Origin of the sequence: Chitinophaga sp. W2I13, assembly GCF_050434005.1 — a bacterium.
Taxonomy (GTDB): domain Bacteria; phylum Bacteroidota; class Bacteroidia; order Chitinophagales; family Chitinophagaceae; genus Chitinophaga.
This window is the reverse complement of record NZ_JBNPWD010000001.1, coordinates 3,998,107-4,017,188: the sequence shown is the minus strand read 5'-3', so window position 1 is coordinate 4,017,188 and position 19,082 is coordinate 3,998,107. Positions and strand designations below refer to the sequence as shown.

The 19,082-nt window shown below is 46.0% G+C and carries 13 protein-coding genes; 5 read left to right on the top strand and 8 right to left on the bottom strand.

Annotated elements, in window-relative coordinates; translation table 11 throughout:
• Positions 1 to 42: 42 nt before the first annotated feature.
• The 5 genes from QFZ48_RS16750 to QFZ48_RS16730 all read right to left on the bottom strand — a co-directional run bounded on the left by QFZ48_RS16750 (position 43) and on the right by QFZ48_RS16730 (position 3,198).
• Entirely contained in the window at positions 43 to 561 is a 519-nt protein-coding gene (locus QFZ48_RS16750; protein ID WP_370912342.1) for an RNA polymerase sigma factor, read from the bottom strand.
• 104 nt (positions 562 to 665) lie between these two features.
• On the bottom strand, positions 666 to 1,244 hold the full coding sequence (gene def / locus QFZ48_RS16745) for a peptide deformylase (RefSeq protein ID WP_429063048.1): 579 nt from the start codon (positions 1,242 to 1,244) through the stop codon (positions 666 to 668).
• Positions 1,245 to 1,346: 102 nt separating this feature from the next.
• The gene (gene ruvX / locus QFZ48_RS16740; protein WP_370912340.1) at positions 1,347 to 1,760 is read right to left on the bottom strand and encodes a Holliday junction resolvase RuvX; all 414 of its coding nucleotides are present in this window, start codon (positions 1,758 to 1,760) and stop codon (positions 1,347 to 1,349) included.
• 25 nt (positions 1,761 to 1,785) lie between these two features.
• Positions 1,786 to 2,652 carry a UbiA-like polyprenyltransferase gene (locus QFZ48_RS16735; protein ID WP_429050935.1) on the bottom strand — a complete coding sequence of 289 codons (867 nt, stop codon included), beginning with the start codon at positions 2,650 to 2,652 and terminating at the stop codon, positions 1,786 to 1,788.
• A 12-nt stretch (positions 2,653 to 2,664) separates the two neighbouring features.
• Positions 2,665 to 3,198 carry an RNA methyltransferase gene (locus QFZ48_RS16730; RefSeq protein WP_429063047.1) on the bottom strand — a complete coding sequence of 178 codons (534 nt, stop codon included), beginning with the start codon at positions 3,196 to 3,198 and terminating at the stop codon, positions 2,665 to 2,667.
• A gap of 46 nt (positions 3,199 to 3,244) precedes the next feature.
• On the opposite strand from QFZ48_RS16730, the gene mutS reads away from it, so the two are divergent.
• Positions 3,245 to 5,854: a DNA mismatch repair protein MutS gene (gene mutS / locus QFZ48_RS16725; protein WP_429063046.1), complete on the top strand. Its 2,610-nt coding sequence runs from the start codon at positions 3,245 to 3,247 to the stop codon at positions 5,852 to 5,854.
• 81 nt (positions 5,855 to 5,935) lie between these two features.
• Here the strand turns inward: mutS and QFZ48_RS16720 are convergent, their stop codons facing one another.
• From QFZ48_RS16720 to QFZ48_RS16710, 3 genes are all read right to left on the bottom strand, one after another.
• Positions 5,936 to 7,513 carry a SusD/RagB family nutrient-binding outer membrane lipoprotein gene (locus QFZ48_RS16720; RefSeq protein ID WP_429063045.1) on the bottom strand — a complete coding sequence of 526 codons (1,578 nt, stop codon included), beginning with the start codon at positions 7,511 to 7,513 and terminating at the stop codon, positions 5,936 to 5,938.
• Between the two features lie 37 nt (positions 7,514 to 7,550).
• Positions 7,551 to 10,832 carry a SusC/RagA family TonB-linked outer membrane protein gene (locus tag QFZ48_RS16715; protein ID WP_429063044.1) on the bottom strand — a complete coding sequence of 1,094 codons (3,282 nt, stop codon included), beginning with the start codon at positions 10,830 to 10,832 and terminating at the stop codon, positions 7,551 to 7,553.
• A 690-nt stretch (positions 10,833 to 11,522) separates the two neighbouring features.
• Positions 11,523 to 12,554, bottom strand: coding sequence for a LacI family DNA-binding transcriptional regulator (locus tag QFZ48_RS16710; protein WP_429063043.1), 1,032 nt, complete (start codon positions 12,552 to 12,554; stop codon positions 11,523 to 11,525).
• 311 nt (positions 12,555 to 12,865) lie between these two features.
• Between QFZ48_RS16710 and QFZ48_RS16705 the strand changes: the two genes are divergently transcribed.
• From QFZ48_RS16705 to QFZ48_RS16690, 4 genes are all read left to right on the top strand, one after another.
• Positions 12,866 to 13,741 carry an AraC family transcriptional regulator gene (locus QFZ48_RS16705; RefSeq protein ID WP_079470510.1) on the top strand — a complete coding sequence of 292 codons (876 nt, stop codon included), beginning with the start codon at positions 12,866 to 12,868 and terminating at the stop codon, positions 13,739 to 13,741.
• 138 nt (positions 13,742 to 13,879) lie between these two features.
• Positions 13,880 to 14,464, top strand: coding sequence for an RNA polymerase sigma factor (locus QFZ48_RS16700; protein ID WP_429050949.1), 585 nt, complete (start codon positions 13,880 to 13,882; stop codon positions 14,462 to 14,464).
• A 92-nt stretch (positions 14,465 to 14,556) separates the two neighbouring features.
• A complete protein-coding gene (locus QFZ48_RS16695; RefSeq protein WP_429063042.1) occupies positions 14,557 to 15,582 on the top strand; it encodes a FecR family protein in 1,026 nt (341 codons plus the stop codon).
• 5 nt (positions 15,583 to 15,587) lie between these two features.
• Positions 15,588 to 19,073, top strand: coding sequence for a SusC/RagA family TonB-linked outer membrane protein (locus tag QFZ48_RS16690; RefSeq protein ID WP_429063041.1), 3,486 nt, complete (start codon positions 15,588 to 15,590; stop codon positions 19,071 to 19,073).
• The last annotated feature ends 9 nt before the right edge of the window (positions 19,074 to 19,082 follow it).

Sequence of the window (19,082 nt, the reverse complement as noted above, 5' to 3'; positions counted from 1 at the left end):
TCCGGATGATATGTATCGTTGTACATCCACTATTTCTTATAATTACAATTGTTTTAACAGTGTTCTCAATTGTATAATAGCATTGCGCATGCGGGTTTTCACCGTACCCAATGGTATTTCAAGGGACTTGGCTATTTCTTCCTGGGTATGTCCCTTGAAGTAAGCCATGTCAATAATAATACGTTGATCTTTTTGAAGCTTTTCAATCACTTTAGTTAAACCAAGATGGTCCACAGATAAATGCACCGCCAGTTGTGGTTCATACATCAGTGCCACGCTGTTTACATCCTGTACGCGCTGTTCCAGTTTGTGATTTTTTGAGCGGAGACTATCAATTGCTGTGTTGCGGGTGATATTCAACATCCAGGTGAATAACCTGCCTTTTGAGGCATCATAACGGTCAATATTCCGCCAGATCTTTACAAATACTTCCTGCAGCACATCTCCGGCGGCTGTTTCTTCTCCCACTACTTTCAGGGCTACACCATATAAAGCGGGTGAATAGTGATCATACAAATAAGTGAATATCTTTTCATCCCTGGCTATAAGGCCCTGAATCAATTCAACTTCAGTGTATGTTAAGGTAGCTCCCAAGTTTGAGGATATGGATGTTATACTTTATGATACCAAAATAACAGGTTTTCTTTACATTACAAAATTATTTCCTATTTAGGGAAAGTCATCCGGTAATCTACTCTTATTTTACCTTTGGTAATATCTTCCAGCTTACTTTTCAACATTCTGCGCTTTAATGGCTTCAGGTGATCGATGAATAGAACCCCGTCGATGTGGTCATATTCATGGAGGATTACCCGGGCAGTCACGCCGGTGAACGTTCTTACATGCGGGGCAAAATTCTCATCCACATAGCTGAGGGTAACGGTTTCCGCACGGGTTACATCTTCGCGCACCTTTGGAATGCTCAAACATCCCTCATTATACGCCCACTCTTTTCCGCCGGTTTCCACGATATGCGCATTGATAAATACGCCTTTTACCCCTTCATCTCCGGGATAATCGTTCTTTTCGTCTTCTTCCAGGTTATGAATAATCTGCTCACTATCTACCACAAACAGCCGGATCGCCTTATTTACCTGTGGAGCAGCAATGCCCACACCGTTAGAACCATACATGGTTTCCCACATATTGGCAATCAATTCCTTCAGGTTTGGATATTCAGGAGTGATGTCTTCTGCTACTTTTCTCAATACCGGGTGCCCGTAAGCTACAATTGGCAAAATCATGTTCAAATACTTGGTTTAATCCGCAAAGATAGACAATTTCGGAGTTCAGCGGAGGTTGTCTTTCTCAGGATTACGCTGATTTTGGTGATTTTTTATATGTTATTATATTTTATTACGGAGGTACTCCTGTAATATAATAGTGGCACTTATTTCGTCTACCAGGGCTTTATTCCGGCGGTCCATTTTCTTCAGACCGCTGTCGATCATTGTCTGGAAGGCCATTTTAGAGGTAAAACGCTCATCTACCTTTACAACAGGGATATCGGGGAAATTCTTTTTAATGATGCGGATACATTCCACCACCAGTGCAGTGGCATCGGTAGCGTTGCCATCCAGTCCTTTGGGTTCTCCTATTACAATCGTTTCCACCTGTTCGGCGGCGAAGTACTTTTTCAGGAAAGGGATCAGGTCGTGCGTGGCCACGGTGGTTAGCCCGGTGGCAATCATCTGTAAAGGGTCTGTTACGGCCAGTCCCGTTCTCTTTTTTCCGTAATCTATTGCCATCAGGCGGGCCATATAGTAGCTTTTAACAAGGTTAGGGCTAATGAAAAACGAGCATATCCGTGATCGCAAAAACAGCGAATACCACGCTCGCAATCCCGTTGGTAGTCATAAACATAATATTGATCCTGCTGAGATCATTGGGTTTTACCAGTAAATGCTGGGAAACGAGCATCACCACAAAAACAGCCGCTCCTATCCAGTAAATCCAGTGAAAATGCCCGGTTAAGCCGATAGTCACTACCAGTGCAGCCGCTATCACATGAAGTAATTCCGAAAAACGCAGGGCGCCGGAGAGTCCCAGCCAGGCCGGAATGGAATTCAGCTGCTGTGATTTGTCAAAATCCTCGTCCTGCAGGGAATAAATAATATCAAATCCGGATACCCAGCATAATACCAGGAAAGATACCAGTACCGGTAACAGTGCAAAACTACCGGTTACTGCCAGGTAAGCGCCTATAGGCGCCAGCGACAATCCCACGCCCAGCACCAGGTGGCAAAACGCGGTAAAACGCTTGGTATAGCTATATCCCAGCACCACCAGCAAAGCTACCGGCGACAGGTAAAAGCATACCGGGTTGATAAACCAGGTAGCGATAATAAACAATACCACATTGGCTATAATAAAGAACAGGGCATTTTTGGGAGATATGATACCGGCCGGGATTTCCCTTTTTGCCGTACGTGGATTGAGCTTGTCGATATCCACATCCAGCCACCGGTTGAACGCCATTGCAGCACTGCGCGCAAACACCATGCACAGCACTACCAGTAAAAAAGTAACCCAGTTGAAGCCGCCGCCTCCTTTGGTGGTAGCCATAAAAAAGCCGGTGAGGGCAAAAGGCATGGCAAAGATGGTATGACTGAACTTTACCAGCGATAAATACTTGTTGACCGTAGAAATCATATAATTAATCCTTTAAGCCTTCTTCAATTTTACAAAGATATCCCAAACCACAATACCAGTGCTCACGGAAATATTCAGGGAATGCTTCATGCCCAGCTGGGGAATTTCGATACAACCATCTACCAGCTTCATTACTTCCCCGTCCACCCCACTCACTTCATTCCCAAAAACCAGTGCCAGCGGCTGATCTTCCGGAGGCGTAAAACTATTCAGCATATAACTGTTCACCGCCTGCTCAATGGCCATCACCCTGTACCCGGCTGCTTTCAGTTCCTGTACTGCGCTCACGGTGGTGTCAAAATACTGCCACTCCACCGTTTCGGTAGCGCCCAAAGCCGTTTTATTGATATCGCGGTGCGGTGGCACCGGCGTATAGCCACAAAGAATGATCCCCTGTACCAGGAATGCATCCGCGGTACGGAACACTGATCCCACGTTGTGCATGCTGCGTATATTATCCAATACCAGTACAATAGGCGTTTTATCGGCAGCCTTGAACTCTTCCACCGTTTTACGGCCCAGTTCATCCATGCTTAATTTTCTCATCACCTGCAAAGATAATAGGATGGGATGAGTTTTATATATTTGCGCCATGGCAAAAAGTAAAACGGAAGAAACACCGCTCATGCAGCAACATAAGGCCATCAAGGACAGATACCCTGATGCCGTACTGTTGTTCCGTGTTGGCGATTTTTATGAAACGTTTAATGAGGATGCAGTTATAGCCGCCCGCGTACTGGGCATTGTGTTAACCAAAAGGGCCAATGGGTCCGCCTCTTATGTTGACCTGGCAGGATTTCCCCACCACTCGTTAGATACTTATCTCCATAAACTGGTAAAAGCCGGTCACCGGGTGGCCGTGTGCGACCAGCTGGAAGATCCCAAAACAGTAAAAGGCATTGTTAAACGTGGCGTCACCGAAATGGTCACACCCGGCGTAGCCATCAACGATAAGCTGCTCGAAAACGCCAGCAACAACTTCCTGGCGGCGGTTCATTTTGGTGCAGACACCACCGGTGTGTCTTTCCTCGATATTTCTACCGGCGAGTTTTTTATTGCAGAAGGCAGCACGGAATATGTGGATAAGCTCCTCCAGAGCTTCCGTCCGGCGGAAGTACTGTTCGCCAAACAACAACAGAAAAATTTCAAAGCCACTTTCGGCACCCGTTTCTACACCTATACGATGGATGAGTGGATATTTACCACCACCTATGCGGAAGAAATACTGCTGAAACATTTCCAGACCCATTCCCTGAAAGGATACGGCGTGGAAGGCCTGCCCGCTGCTATTATCGCTGCCGGCGCCACCCTTCACTACCTGAAAGATACCGAGCATCCCAACCTCCAGCATATTACCCGCATGCAGCGCATCAGCCAGGACGATTTTCTCTGGATGGACCGCTTCACCGTGCGCAACCTGGAGCTGCTCAACAGTAGCGTGGAAAACGGCCATACCCTCCTGAAAGTACTGGACAATACCGTTACCCCCATGGGGGCACGCCTGCTCAAACGCTGGATGGTATTCCCTCTCCGCGATATCAAAGCCATCAACGAACGACTGGATACCGTGGAATACTTTATCAAAGAAACCGATCTCTCCAAATCCCTGGTACACCACCTGAAACAAACCGGCGACCTGGAAAGACTGGTATCCAAGATACCGCTGAAGAAAATAAATCCGCGGGAAGTACTACAGCTGGCCCGCTCCCTGCAACAGGTACAGGCCGTGCAGGCACTCCTGGAAAACAGCAGCAGCGACTACCTCCGCCGGCTAAACGAAAAGCTGGATCCCTGCGTTCCCTTACTGGACCGCATTCTTAATGAAATCATGGAAAACCCGCCGGTACTGGTTAACAAAGGCGGCTGCATTAAAGAAGGCGTAAACGCAGAGCTGGATGACCTCCGCAATATCGCGAACAAAGGGAAGGACTACCTGCTGCAAATTCAACAGAAAGAATCCGAAGCTACCGGCATCCCTTCCCTGAAAATAGCTTTCAATAATGTATTCGGCTATTACCTGGAAGTAACCAATACCCATAAAAACAAAGTGCCCGACCGCTGGATGCGCAAGCAAACACTGGCCAACGCAGAACGCTATATTACACCCGAACTGAAAGAGTATGAGGAAAAGATTGTAGGAGCGGAAGATAAGATCCAGGTGCTGGAAAGCAGATTGTTCGACGACCTGGTACAAAGCCTGCAGGCGTTTATTAAGCCGGTACAGGAAGATGCGCAGGTGTTTGCGCGAATCGACTGCCTCCTGTGTTTTGCACATAATGCCATGCAGTACAAATACCGCCGCCCGAATATCACGGAAGGATTTGACCTGGTCATCAAAGAAGGCCGTCACCCGGTGATCGAAAGAGGACTCCCTGCCGGTGAAAGCTATGTTTCCAACGATCTGCAGCTGGACAAAGCATCCCAGCAGATCATTATTCTTACGGGACCCAACATGTCCGGTAAATCGGCCCTGTTGCGGCAAACAGCGCTCATCACCCTGATGTCGCACATGGGCAGCTTTGTACCTGCCACCAGTGCTGATATTGGTCTTACCGATAAAATATTTACCCGTGTAGGCGCTTCCGATAACCTGAGCGGCGGCGAATCTACGTTCATGGTGGAAATGAACGAAACCGCCAGCATCATCAACAGCATTACCCCGCGCAGCCTTGTGATACTGGATGAAATAGGACGAGGTACCAGCACGTACGACGGGATCTCCATTGCCTGGAGCATCGTGGAATACCTTCACGATATGACGGCGCACTGCCCTAAAACGCTGTTTGCCACGCACTATCATGAGTTGAATGAACTGGAAAACAAACATGCGCGGGTAAAGAACTTCCATATCACTAATATGGAATCGGGGAACAAAATTATTTTCCTGCGTAAACTGGCGCCGGGCGGAAGTCGCCACAGCTTTGGTATTCATGTGGCGCGCATGGCGGGCATGCCGCCAGAACTGATCAACAGGGCCAATGAAGTGCTGGCAAATCTCGAAGAAAAACATATTGATGCGCCATTGCAGAAAAACATAAAACAGATCAGCACACCCTCTCAGAAATTACAGCTGAATATCTTTGACGCCCACAGTGATGTGTTCCAGCAGATCCGTGAGAAACTGGATACCGTGGATATTAACCGGTTAACACCGGTGGAAGCATTGCTGAAGCTGAGCGAGATTAAGAATATGATCGGGTAGGTTTCTGATCATCATTATAATAAAAAAAACGTCCCGGAATATCCGGGACGTTTTTTTATTATAATCATTGTTCACTGGTCCTTAACGAACGTCCCAGAAAATTTTGATGTTGGCTTTGTCCTTTGACGCTACCTGAGCATAGTTATCAGGATTGTAAATCTGCTCTGTAGATGGATACAGCAAACGCTGTGGTGGCGTAGTGGAACCGGAAGATGTACCGGTAGCAAAAGGTAATACAGGATAACCTGTACGTCTTACTTCTGTCCATGACTCGCCTGCCTGCAGGATGAAGAAGTTCACCCATTTTTGTGTCCAGATCTTTGCCAGTTTTTGCTGGGAAGTACCGGTATAGGCAATGGCTGGCTTGGCAATGAAACTGCTGATAACAGTGCCGGACGGTGTAGGCAGTATAGGCCACACACCGGAGCTGAATACAGCAGATTGGTTAATACTGTAATAAAAATTTACTGATTGAGCAATACCGTTTTCATAATCTGTTTGCGGTGTACCAATGCTCCATCTTTCACCTGCTTCTGCTTTCAGGAAGCTTACTTCAGATGCCGTAAATATTACGCCAGGCACATTGTAGTTATTAAAGAAAGTAGCGGTATCGTAGGTAGCATACCCTAAGTTTTCATAATCAGTAGCAGTACCATTTGCCGGGAAACCATGCATACCGTGCTCTGCACCCGCATCCCAATAAACATCTGTACGTGGATCACCATTGATCGCCATCACAGTATCCAGCAGAAAAGCAGGTGCAAACGGACTACCCGTCAGAGCGCTTTGCAGGTCGCTTTTTAAAGTAGGCGAACTCATTTTGATCAATACGTTCTGAGAATTGTCACTCACCAGCGGATATTTGGACGGGTTGGTCAGCATAGCTGTTACCGCTGTTTTGGCATTAGCTTCTTTCACATAAGAAGTATGCATCAACAGGCGCAGGCGCAGGGAGTTAGCATAACGCCTCCAGGCGGTAAGATCACCATTCAGCACGAAATCAGCTCTCTGAAAAGCGGCTAACGTTTCAACAGAGATAGAAGCCGTTTCAAAATAACTGTTCAGGTTGTCCAGTCCGGCAATCAGTGTATCATACACAGCAGCTGCATTATCAAAAGGTGCAGGTATCACCACACGGTCCGTGTTGAGAGAACCAGCCTTGCTGAAAGGAATATCTCCCCAGAGATCTATCATTTGTGCAGCCTGATCGTACAACACCACTTTGGCACAGTTCAGGAAAATCAGTTGATCTGCCTGCTGGGCGGGCGTCAGGTTACTATAAGTAGTTTCCATTTCCCGGTAGTTAGCCATGATACCCGGACCAACATAGTTCAGGTCATTATCGTCGCTTTTGCTACCTGCGTAAAAATCGATCCAACGGTTCTCTGTATAAGCCGGAGTAGGAATATACATTTTTATGGATGGCGACAGTGCCGTTGTTTGCGAAAATGCTGCAGTGGTAGGCAGTATAAAGGTCGCGTAATCCCAGTAAGACGGGCGCATACGCTTGTTCATGTACATACCGCTGAGCAGTTTGCTCATTGAGCCGGTAGTAGTTAACTCCGGGTTCGGGTAGGCGTCTGCAATTTGTTTCTTACAAGAGCTGAAAGTAGCTACCAGCAAGATGAGCAGTGAAGTATTTATTAAAAGGCGTTTCATTTTAATCTGTTAAGTTCGTTTACAAATCAGTATTCTGCTAGAAACGGGCACGCAGGCTGGCTCCCAAACTTCTTGTTGGACCAACGGTACCACCATCAATTCCCTGGCTAAACCATTGAGAACCTACTGCTACTTCCGGATCTAAGCCTTTTGGTAAAGTCTTCCATACATAGAAGAGGTTTCTGCCAACCAATGAGAACTGCAAACCCTGGAAGTGTAATTTTTCAACAATGCTTTTAGGCATGTTATAAGTAAGGGTTACTTCACGAAGCTTAATATAACTGTTTTTCATTACAGCATTCTCATACAGGCCATTGGTTTGCCAATCATACTGATTCATGTAATATTGCGCAGCAGTAATTACCTTTTCATTCTTCTTACCATCAGCAGTTACACCTGGTAAAATCACACCATCGTGATGTGCACCATTCGGGTTAGCCACCAGGTTACCACTGGCATAGTCAATTGCATCGTAAGCAATACCACCATGAGCAGCATCCCTGTATTGCAGGGTACTGTTAAACATACCTGCACCGATCTGATAGTAGTAAGGAATAGATACCAGATCGCCACCTAAACGGTAATCCAGCGTAAAGTCCAGCGTAAAGTTTTTATAGCGGAGCGAGTTGGAGAAACCACCCACTACTTTAGGCATGATGTTACCGGCTAATTCCCATGCGTTGGTATTAGCGGTATAAATACCATCTGCATTTACCAGGTAGTTACCGTTCGCGTCTTTATCACGTGGGTGTACATAAATGTTACCCAATGGATCACCTACGTTGGATTGCAGCAACAGATAACCACCGTCATAACTCTGCATGGTTAAGGTTGTCATACCATCTCTCAGCGCGGTCAGCTTGTTCTTGTTGATGGCAAAATTAAAGCGGGTAGTCCAGCTGAAATTTTTGGTAGTGATGGGAGAAGCATTGATAGCTGCTTCAAAACCGGAGTTGCTGAGGTCCCCTGCATTCATGATCTGAGAGGTAGCACCACCGGATGCTGGTGTACTCATAGTCAGGATTTGATCCATGACTTTGTTATTATAGTAACTGAAGTCTACACCAATCTTATTTTTCAGGAACCTTGCCTCGAAGCCAACCTCAGTTTCCCTTTTCTTTTCGGATCTCAACTCTTCATTACCAAAGGCGCTGGGATTGGTTTGCTGATAGGGAATGTTATTTTTACTGAGGGTAACCGTGTAAGGATTGTAGGCAACATTAGCCTGGTACATGTTTGGATGATTACCCACCAGACCGTAAGAAGCCCTGAATTTCGCATAATCAACGAAAGAAGGCAACTTTACTACTTCTGACAACAGGAAACCAGCATTCACGGAAGGATAGAAGTACTTGTTATTTTTTACCGGCAAAGTGGAGGTAGACTCATAACGACCGGTTCCTTCCAGGAACAAAAATCCTTTATAAGCCAGGTTCACCATACCAAAGCCGGCTACATCAATCTGTTCTGCGCGAACTCCTGTTGCGTACAACGGATCAGCAGAGTTGGCCAAACTGAACCAGTTTTCATCCATCAAACCACCTTTCGTCTGGGTAAACTGATTCTTATATTTCTGTTTGCGGCCCGTAACACCACCGGTGAAAGACATATCAAAGTCCTTCGCTACTTTAGGGTTATAGATCAACATCGCATCTCCATAAAAGGAGTTATTATTACGGGTATTCAGCGCATACTGACCGGTATAGCCATAAACAGCCGGTTTGGTGTTGTATTGCTGATCGGAAGTTGTAACATTGGTGAAGTCACCACCTACACGGCCTCTGAAACGTAGACTATTCAGAAGGCTTACATTCAGCGTAGCGCTGTTGATAAAGCGATTCTGTGTTTCATCATACCTGTTACGCAGGTTATTCCACAGATAGTCCATCAGGTTGGTAGCCCTGAAGCGGTATGCCATTTTCTCATCCTGATCGTACTGGTTATTGTCCGCAGCTACATATTTGTAACCGTTACTGGTCTGATATTTATTGAAGAACGTACTCATGTCATCGAAGCGGCTGAAGAAGCCATCGAATGACCCAAATATGTTACTCATCACATTCGCGCGGTTGTGAACAAAGGTGTTATTATAAGTAGATATCAGATCTACGCTAACCTTGTCACTTAATTTTAATGTACCGTTGAAGTTAAAGTTGTTTTTATAGAGATTACTTCCTGGCATAATACTCTTATAATCTACACGATTGTAAGAAAACCGGAAACTACCTTTATCGCTTGCGTTGGAAATAGCCACGTTGGCTGCAGAGTTATAACCATTCTGGAAGAAGTCCTTGTAGTTATCTTTCTGCGCTACATACTTGCGGGTAGTGCCATCCCAGTATTTCACGTCGCGGCCGTCGAATTTTGGTCCGAACTGATCATATGCTCTGTAATAAGGATGCATAGCACCATCAGCGTCTGTAATCCAGCCGTCGGGTGTAGCACCTACGGAGATGTTGGTTGCGGGGTCATAACCGGGACCATATTCATTCTGGTAATCCGGTGTAGCTGCGAGTTTCTCCTGGTTGTAAACATAATTAACGTCTACATTCAGGCCGCGGCCTTTCGCTCCTTTCTTGGTGGTAATTACCACCACCCCGTTAGTGGCTTCAGAACCGTACAAAGCAGATGCACTGGCGCCTTTGAGGATCGTCAGTGTTTCAATGTCTTCCGGGTTGATATCCAGTGCACCATTCCCCTCAATCCTTGAATTGCTGGTACCAAAAGTGTTGGTGGTAGGATCATTAAAGTTTCTCAGCGGTACACCATCCACTACGTACAGCGGTTGTGTGCTCAGGCTTACAGAAGAAACTCCTCTTACCTGCACGGAAACACCACTGGAAGCGCCACCGGGAGCAGATACGATTTTCACACCGGCTGCTTTACCATACAAGGCAGAAGCAAAGTTGGTACTTCCGCTTTCGGTAATTTCTTTGGAACTTACGGTACTAACGGAGTAACCCAGTGCCTTGGCTTCTCTCTTAATACCCATAGCGGTAACCACTACTTCGTTCAGATTTTTGTTGTCTTCTTTTAATACAATGTTTACGGCAGACTGTCCATTAACAGCTACTTCCTGGTTGATAAATCCAATGTAGGAAAAAACGAGTGTAGCGCCGTCAGCTACCTGGATTTTGAAATTTCCATCGGGGCCGGTTGTAGCTCCGTTGGAGGCGTTTTTCTCTTTTACGGTAACACCTGGTAAAGGCGTTCCTTTTGCGTCCTTAACGGTTCCCGCAACAGCTTTCTTATCCTGCGCCCACGCAGTGATACAGCAGCATAAGAAAAGCAACGTGGTGAGAAGAAGTGATCTTCGCATAGCTTCCTTTTGGTTTAGTGAATTATAACAAGTGAATCAGACACATAAGCAAAAAAAGACACGAAAGACCCGCTACCATTAACTTGCCTGCATTGCACAGGAGTCCTGATGGTAATCACGTGGTTTCCGTTCTTAAATAATCAAATGGAATTACTCCATTGGCATTAATTGTTATTCTGACATCATACCAGTAGTAAAACGTTTTAGCAATACCACATAAAAAAAACCTGTACCCCACTTTCACATTTCTTTTTCACTACAAGTTTGGCTGATCCGTCTGAATAATGGTTTCAAACTTAGGGATAATTATGAGAAGTGCAAAGAAGATTTAACAATTTTTTTATTTATCGTTAACAGCTCGTTAAGAAAGAGAAAATAATATTCTATGTGATTAAAATAGCATTACAACTCGTGATCGCCTTCGGCGATTTTAAATTGTCTTGGAACACTGATTACGCTGATTATACTGATTTTTTTGATTTTACTTTTTGATTTTGTTTTGATTTTACTTTTTGATTTTGTTTTGATTTTGTTTTGATTTTGTTTTGATTTTGTTTTGATTAAAAAGAAGAAGGGAGACATAAGCAGATCTGTATATATCTCCCTTCTTCTTTTTAATCAAAATAAAATCAAAAAAGTAAAATCAGTATAATCAGCGTAATCAGTGTTCCAAGACAACCTCCGCGCCAATCACCGCCGCGAAGAAGACGCCCGGATAATCAGCTCCGGTTCCAGCACTACCTGTTGTTGTGGAGAAGCAGGTGCCCCTGCCGGATGATTTAATTCTTTCATCAACACTTCCACAATACTTTTCCCGATGGCAGCAATAGGTTGTGAAACACAGGTAATGGACGGACTATGCAAACGAAACAGGTCGTGGTCATCAAAGCCTACCAGCCCGATCTCTTTTCCTATTTCCCATCCCATAGAGCGGATGGTTTCAATACCTGCAATTCCCAGGTAGTTGGTGGCAAAAAATACGGCGTCCACACCCTTTGCAGCAGTGAGGAATTTTTTTATTTCATTATTGAAACTTTCGCGGTCCAGGTCGAACGGCAGGCGTTTCACAAACGATTTATTAAAAGGAGTTTTATGGTCTTTGAGTGCTGCCGTGAAACCATCCAGCCTGTCTTTCATCTGCGTTTGATCAGATGCGATGGTAACAATCGCAATTTTCTTATAGCCTTGCTCCACCAGGTGCGCAGTAGCATCATAGGCGCCCTTATAGTTGTTGAGCACCACATAGTGACTGTTCACATGCGGGAAATAGCGATCCACCAGCACCAGCGGCTTCGCAGCCGATTGAAGCAGTTCTATTTCTTTGTCGAGGTTTTTGGTGGGCGTAATAATATAACCATCTACCTGCCGGTATTTCAGCACTTCCAGTAGTCCCTTTGCCTTTTCTGTATTATCTTCTGTACTGCCGTAAAGTACTTTATAACCGTGCTTGTCGGCCTCGTCTTCCACTACTTTAGCCAGCGTGGCGAAGAAGTTGTTCGCAATGTCCTCCACAATAAGACCAATCGTTTTAGTTTTACCGGTTCGCAGTCCGCGGGCAAGCTGGTTGGGTTTATATTTCAGCCGGGTTGCAATTTTCTGGATTTTCTTACTTACCTGTTCACTGATTCTTTTCTCCTTTGCTTTACCGTTGAGTACAAAAGATACCGTTGTGGGAGATACTCCGGCCTGTTTTGCAATATCTTTAATAGAGATCCCTTTCATAGAAAAAATGCTACATCGATTTAGCCGGACGTAATTTACAAAATGAAGTTGGAAATTACATTGTTGTACTAATTATTCCAAGTACCCTCGCCAAAACTATTGCCCTACCCGGTTGATTTTCTATCACATAAAAAGGTTATTTTCGGGAAAATGATATTTTTTTAACCAATTTTTAATAATTTGGCATCATTCATAGGATGATATCAATACTACTCACTTGCCTGCATAGGGTTCCCCTGAGCCAGGATAATGGCGATGGTAATAAAGTATAGGACGGTCACAGTAATATAGTAGCTTAAATTAATACATGAATGAAACCCATCCTTATTAAAGTTGGGGCTTTTGCCGATAATCAGATCACGATCATAGAAAGAAGTGATCCTTATTTCAATACACCATTTCACTTCCACCCGGAGTGCGAGCTGGTATATGTTACGGAAAGCCATGGGAAGAGAATTGTAGGGGATAGCATCGAAAGCTTTGAAGAAGGCGATATGGTGTTTCTCGGTCCGCATATTCCGCATGTATGGTATAATGAAGAAGAATACTATAAGGGAGATGAAAATCTGAAAGCCCGTTCTGTGGTTATCTATTTTCCCAAAGACATATTCGGGGAGAAATTTTACGGATTGCCGGAAACCAAAGCACTCAGTGAACTGTTTCACCGGGCACAAAGAGGGATGAAAATCACCGGCGCCACCCATGAACTGCTGAAACCCGAAATCCTGGCGCTTCCGCGGAAGGAGGGACTGGACCGCATCATTTCCCTTCTCCATATCTTAAAAACACTTTCGGAAACCCGCGACTGCTACTACCTGGCCAGCACCGGTTACTCCCACGCCTACAACGTAAAGGATAATCATAAGATCGATGAAGTGTTCAAGTACGTCATGAATAACTTCTCCAAGGAAATATCCCTGCAGGATGTGGCCAGCATCACCAACCTCTCACCCCAATCCTTCTGCCGCTTCTTTAAAAACCGTACAAAAAAATCCTTTGTACAGTTCCTCAACGAAGTACGTATCGGTCACGCCTGTAAACGGTTAACCGAGGAAGACTGGTCCATCGCGGAAATCGCCTACTCCTGCGGCTTTAAAAACCTTTCCAATTTCAATCGCTTCTTCAAGGAAATTGTAGGCAAAACACCCAAGGAATATAAAAATGAACTGCGCCTGAAGGAAGCATGATAAAAAATGTAATTATTTTATCATTTGGTTCTTTAGTTATTTTAAAAAGTAAGCGTCAAATGTCAGAATATCAAAATTTTCTTCTTACATTCATTTCAGTAATTATCAACCAAAACGCTTAATTACTACTGTAATTCGATGTACAGCAGTTATTCCGACAACCAGCTAATTTCGCTGCTGAAAAGCGACGACAGCGCTGCCTTCAATGCCATCTACGACCGCTACAGTAAAATGCTGTATTTATTCATACACAGCAAACTGGACGCCTCAGAGATCAGCAAAGATGTGCTGCAGGAACTCTTTATTTCCCTATGGGAGAAGAGACATTCACTGATCCTCAAAGAATCATTGAAAGCTTACCTGTACCAGGTAGCCCGCCATAAAATCATCGATATTTACCGGAAAAACGCCACTTACCGCAAATACCTGCAGCAACTCATCGAACATTTCGATGCCCAGCCGCATTCCATCACGGAAACAGTAGACAATAAAGCACGGACACAGGAACTGTTTGAGGCGATCAACCACCTGCCCGACCGCATGAAAGAAATTTTCATGCTCAGCCGGTTTGAAAACCTCACCGTAGAACAGATCTCCACTCATCTTGGCCTTTCCCAACAGACGGTAAAAAACCAGATTACCAAAGCATTGAAGATACTAAGGACCAGTTATGCCAGGACCGACCTGATCGTACTCCTGATATATATTTATTTGTTTATTTAGCCCGCAGGCCCGTAGCCAGGTAAAAAATAATTAAATGTACATGGTACCTTTTCCACGTTATTACGACTTATCAACACATAAAACGGCAACAGGTGGACACAGAACAGATTAAAATATTGCTGGAGCGATATAACCAGGGGAATTGCTCACCGGAGGAAGCTGCTATAGTAGATCAGTGGTTTGAAAATATCAACCGGCATAAGTCCACTTACATAGCAGATAAAGAACTGGACCACGAGCTCGACAGCATCCGTTTACAACTCAATGAACATATCACACCCACGCCAAAGGTGCGGCATATCCATACCCGTTACTGGTACGCCGCAACTGCGGCTATCATATTACTGGCAGCGGGGCTTTTCTGGTTTAACCAACAAACGCCCCGTACCGGGCCAGGTGCCGGCAACTTCCAGCCTCCGGTTATTGCGCGGCAATCCAACCGGATCATCAGGAACGGATTTGTGGAAATCACCACGCCCAAAGGCAATAAAGAAAGTATTACGCTGGAAGATGGCAGCTCCCTGGAACTGAACGCCGGTAGTAAAGTACGCTACCCCGAACATTTCGACAGCAACAGCCGCACCATTTTCCTGGAAGAAGGAGAAGCCTTTTTTAATGTAGCCGCCGACCCGGCCAGGAAATTTGTGGTGAATACCGGCGAACTGGCCACCACCGCACTCGGTACCGCCTTTAATATACGCGCATATGCCAGCGAACATAAAGTAACCGTAGCACTTGTGAGCGGCAAGGTAAAAGTAGACCAACTGAATAAAAACAGCCAATCCGCTTCATCACTCATTTTGCTGCCAAGTGAACAGATCAGCTACGACCCTATTTCACTTAGCCTCGTAAAATCTATTTTCAATAAACCCGAAGACATCACCGGCTGGAAACAGGGATACCTTGTATTCAAAGATGCCCCCTATAATGAAATAGTAACAGGTATAGAAAATCGTTATGACGTTACCGTTATCAACGAAAGCGACAAAAAAGAATGGAACTACAACGGCTCTTTCAAAAACGAAAGCCTGAAAGACGTCATGGATATTATTTGCCTGGCCAAATCCCTTTCTTATACCATTAAAAACGATACCGTTCACCTGCAAAACAAAAACTAGTCCATATGAGGGTAAAGCCATGCCCCATGATGTGGTTTGTATCCATGGGGTTGATGCTGACACTACTGTTGGCGGGGAGCTTGAACACAACGACTAGTGCCATCACGCAAACACCCGACCCGCCCACAGGTATAGTTGTCACCATACAGGTAAAAAACAAAAACCTGGAAGAAGTAATGGCCGAAATTTCGGTAAAAACAGGACTAAACTTTCATTACGACAAAGCTGATCTTAACCTGAAGAAAAAGATTACGTTAAACTGTACGAAAACACCCATTGACGAAGTACTTGCGTTATTATCAGGTCAGGCCGGATTAAAGTTTACCCTTATCAACAACAAAATCATTGTAGGCGCAGAAAGTGAAGCCAAACCCTCACCCACTGCAGACCTGCTGAATCATGTATCCCTGGAGAGAGAGATCAGTGGAACAGTACGCGATAACAAAGGCACGCCGCTCCCGGGAGTCACCATTCAGATCAAATATTCCAATAAAGGAACCCAATCTAACGCCGATGCTGGTTTTTCACTAAAAGCCAGCACCGGCGACGTGCTGGTGTTTAGTTCCGTTGGCTTTATCACCCGGGAAGTTACCCTGAGCGCCGATCCACACCTCGATGTACGCCTGCAGGAAAATGTAAAGGCACTCAATGAGCTGGTGGTTACCGCACTAGGCATCCAGAAAAAAAGCAGGGAACTGCCCTACTCTACCCAACAGCTGGATGGAGATGACCTGCAACTGGTGAAAGATGCGAACGTTATCAACAGCCTGAACGGAAAAACAGCCGGCGCCACCATCACCCGCAGCGCCTCCGGTGTTGGCGGCTCCGTGAGAGTAGTACTGCGCGGTAACAAATCCACCCGCGAAAACCAACCCCTTTATATCGTGGATGGCGTACCTTACGCCAACTACACACCCGCGCAACCTTCAGATGTATGGGGCCAGTCGCACAACATCATCGGCGCCGGCGGCCGCGATGGCGGCGATGGCATCTCCAACATCAACCCCGACGATATTGAAAGCATCAGCATCCTGAAGGGCGCTTCTGCTGCCGCCCTCTATGGCAGCCAGGCCGCCAACGGCGTGATCCTCATCACCACCAAAAAAGGAAAACCCGGCAGAAGCAAAATCGACGTTTCTTCCGATTATACCCGGGAAATGCCCGCAATCCTGCCCCCGCTGCAATATCGCTATGCACAAACCGATACGCCCGGCGTAGATAAAGTAGGCACGCCACAACCCGGATCACTCGGCAGCTGGGGCAGACCTGTGAACGCACCCGATCATGTAAAAAACTTTTATAACACCGGCTCCACCTTTACCAACACCATCGCCTTCAGCGGCGGCACAGAAACCGCACAGAGTTACTTCTCCTACGCCAACACCACCAATAAAGGAATTCTTCCCACCAACAAATTCGACCGCCATACGGTGAACCTGCGCGAAACCCTGAAGCTGCTGAACGACAAACTGGTAATGGACGCCAATGTATCCTTTACCGCACAAAACACGACTAACCGGTTGTCATCCGGATTGTACTACAGTCCTATTTCCGGGCTCTATACCTTCCCCCGCGGGCAGGACTTCGACTATTACAAAAACAATTTTGAATACTACGACCAGGGCCGCGACCTGTACATGCAGAACTGGTGGAACATCCGCAATGATAAAAAATGGATTGGCCAGGACGACCAGCAAAACCCCATGTGGGCGCTGTACCGCGACCTGCGCCTGGATTCCCGCTACCGCGGCCTCGCTACCATATCGCTTACCTGGCAATTGAACGATTGGCTGTCGCTGAAAGGGCGCGGCAACTTTGACAAATCGCTCGATCAATACGAACTGGAAGCATACGCCGGTACACAAATCGTACTCGCCGGTTCCAACGGCCGGTATACCCTCGAACGGGAATTTAATACCCAACTGTACGGGGATATCATGCTGAATGCCAGCCGCAAAATGAACAAGTGGCTGCACCTGGCCGGTAATATCGGTGCAAGCATCACCGACACCAAAGCACACGAACGCACTTTTAACGGCTCCAATCCCAATGCCGATCCGGGACTCACGTACCCTAATAAATTTTCGGTATCCAATATCCTGAGCACCTCGCTCGATGCACAACACAGCATAGATCAGAAACAATTGCAGGCCGTATTCGGCAATGTGCAGGCAGGCATCAACAACTACCTTTTCCTGGATGTCACCGGTCGTAACGACTGGTCCAGCACCTTTGCCTATACCTCTACCCTGCATAAAGGATACTTTTATTATTCCGCCGGGCTGTCTGCCGTATGGAGTGAGATGTTTAAAATGCCCGCCTTCATTGATTTCCTGCGTTCCCGTATTTCCTACGCCAAGGTTGGTAATGATATCGCCGCTTACGCATCCCGGCCGGCGGCATTTACGTTACAAACCATTGCCGGCGTAACACGGGTAGTATTGAATCAACGTACCCTGTATCCCGGTCTCAGCCTGGAACCGGAAGACAACCGTTCTTTTGAAATAGGACTGGAAACACATCTGCTGAAAAACAGGATCACCGCCGATGTAACCTTCTATAAAAATAATAACTACAAGCAGTACATGGAAGTGCCGGCACCATTGGGTAACAGGTATAACACCTACTACCTCAACATGGGGAATATACAAAACCAGGGCTGGGAAGCTACGCTCACCTTAATGCCTATACGTAATAAGGCAGTATCGTGGACCAGCACCATCAACTTTGCCGCGAATAAAAATAAAATCGTTTCTCTTTCCAATTCCAGGATCATTGGAGCGGATACGAGCAGCATGTTTGTGCTCACCGATTTCGGGGTAAATATGTTTGGCTCCTTCATTATGGAAGGCGGCTCCTGGGGCGATATCTACTCCAATAAAGAATTGTTGCAGAACGATAAGGGCGCTTATGTAATTGATGCTGCCGGCAAATTGCAAACGCGCAACGCATTTAAAAAAGTAGGCAATCCCAATCCTGATTTCACATTGGGATGGAACAACAGCATCGACTATAAAAATTTCAACCTGAGCTTCCTCATCGACGGCCGCTTCGGCGGCAAGGTGATGAGTGTAACACAGGCGGTATTGGACTGGTATGGCGTAAGTGAAGAGAGCGCCAAAGCCCGCGATAAAGGCGGCGTGGAAATAAATGCGGTGAACAGCAATGGAACGCCTTACAGCGGAAAACTGGATGCGCAAAGCTACTATACCACCATTGGCGGCAGGGCCGGCATCGGTGAAATGTATATGTACGACGCCACCAACATCCGCTTACGGGAACTGAGCCTGAGCTACCGCATACCGCTGAAGTGGAAATGGATACGGAATATGCGGATGGGCATCGTAGGCAGGAACCTCTTCTTTTTTGAGCTGCACGCACCATTTGATCCGGAAGTATCGATGGGAACAGGCAACGGACTGCAGGGCGTAGATGTTTTTGGCTTACCGCCCACGCGAAGTATGGGGATCAACCTGAGATTAGGCATTTAAAATACTCAC

Coding starts and splice junctions, on each gene's coding strand:
- QFZ48_RS16720 (WP_429063045.1), bottom strand. CDS start 7,513: ATGAAACGCCTTTTAATAAATACTTCACTGCTCATCTTGCTGGTAGCT.
- QFZ48_RS16735 (WP_429050935.1), bottom strand. CDS start 2,652: ATGATTTCTACGGTCAACAAGTATTTATCGCTGGTAAAGTTCAGTCAT.
- ruvX (WP_370912340.1), bottom strand. CDS start 1,760: ATGGCCCGCCTGATGGCAATAGATTACGGAAAAAAGAGAACGGGACTG.
- QFZ48_RS16715 (WP_429063044.1), bottom strand. CDS start 10,832: ATGCGAAGATCACTTCTTCTCACCACGTTGCTTTTCTTATGCTGCTGT.
- QFZ48_RS16710 (WP_429063043.1), bottom strand. CDS start 12,554: ATGAAAGGGATCTCTATTAAAGATATTGCAAAACAGGCCGGAGTATCT.
- QFZ48_RS16700 (WP_429050949.1), top strand. CDS start 13,880: ATGTACAGCAGTTATTCCGACAACCAGCTAATTTCGCTGCTGAAAAGC.
- def (WP_429063048.1), bottom strand. CDS start 1,244: ATGATTTTGCCAATTGTAGCTTACGGGCACCCGGTATTGAGAAAAGTA.
- QFZ48_RS16705 (WP_079470510.1), top strand. CDS start 12,866: ATGAAACCCATCCTTATTAAAGTTGGGGCTTTTGCCGATAATCAGATC.
- mutS (WP_429063046.1), top strand. CDS start 3,245: ATGGCAAAAAGTAAAACGGAAGAAACACCGCTCATGCAGCAACATAAG.
- QFZ48_RS16690 (WP_429063041.1), top strand. CDS start 15,588: ATGAGGGTAAAGCCATGCCCCATGATGTGGTTTGTATCCATGGGGTTG.
- QFZ48_RS16730 (WP_429063047.1), bottom strand. CDS start 3,198: ATGAGAAAATTAAGCATGGATGAACTGGGCCGTAAAACGGTGGAAGAG.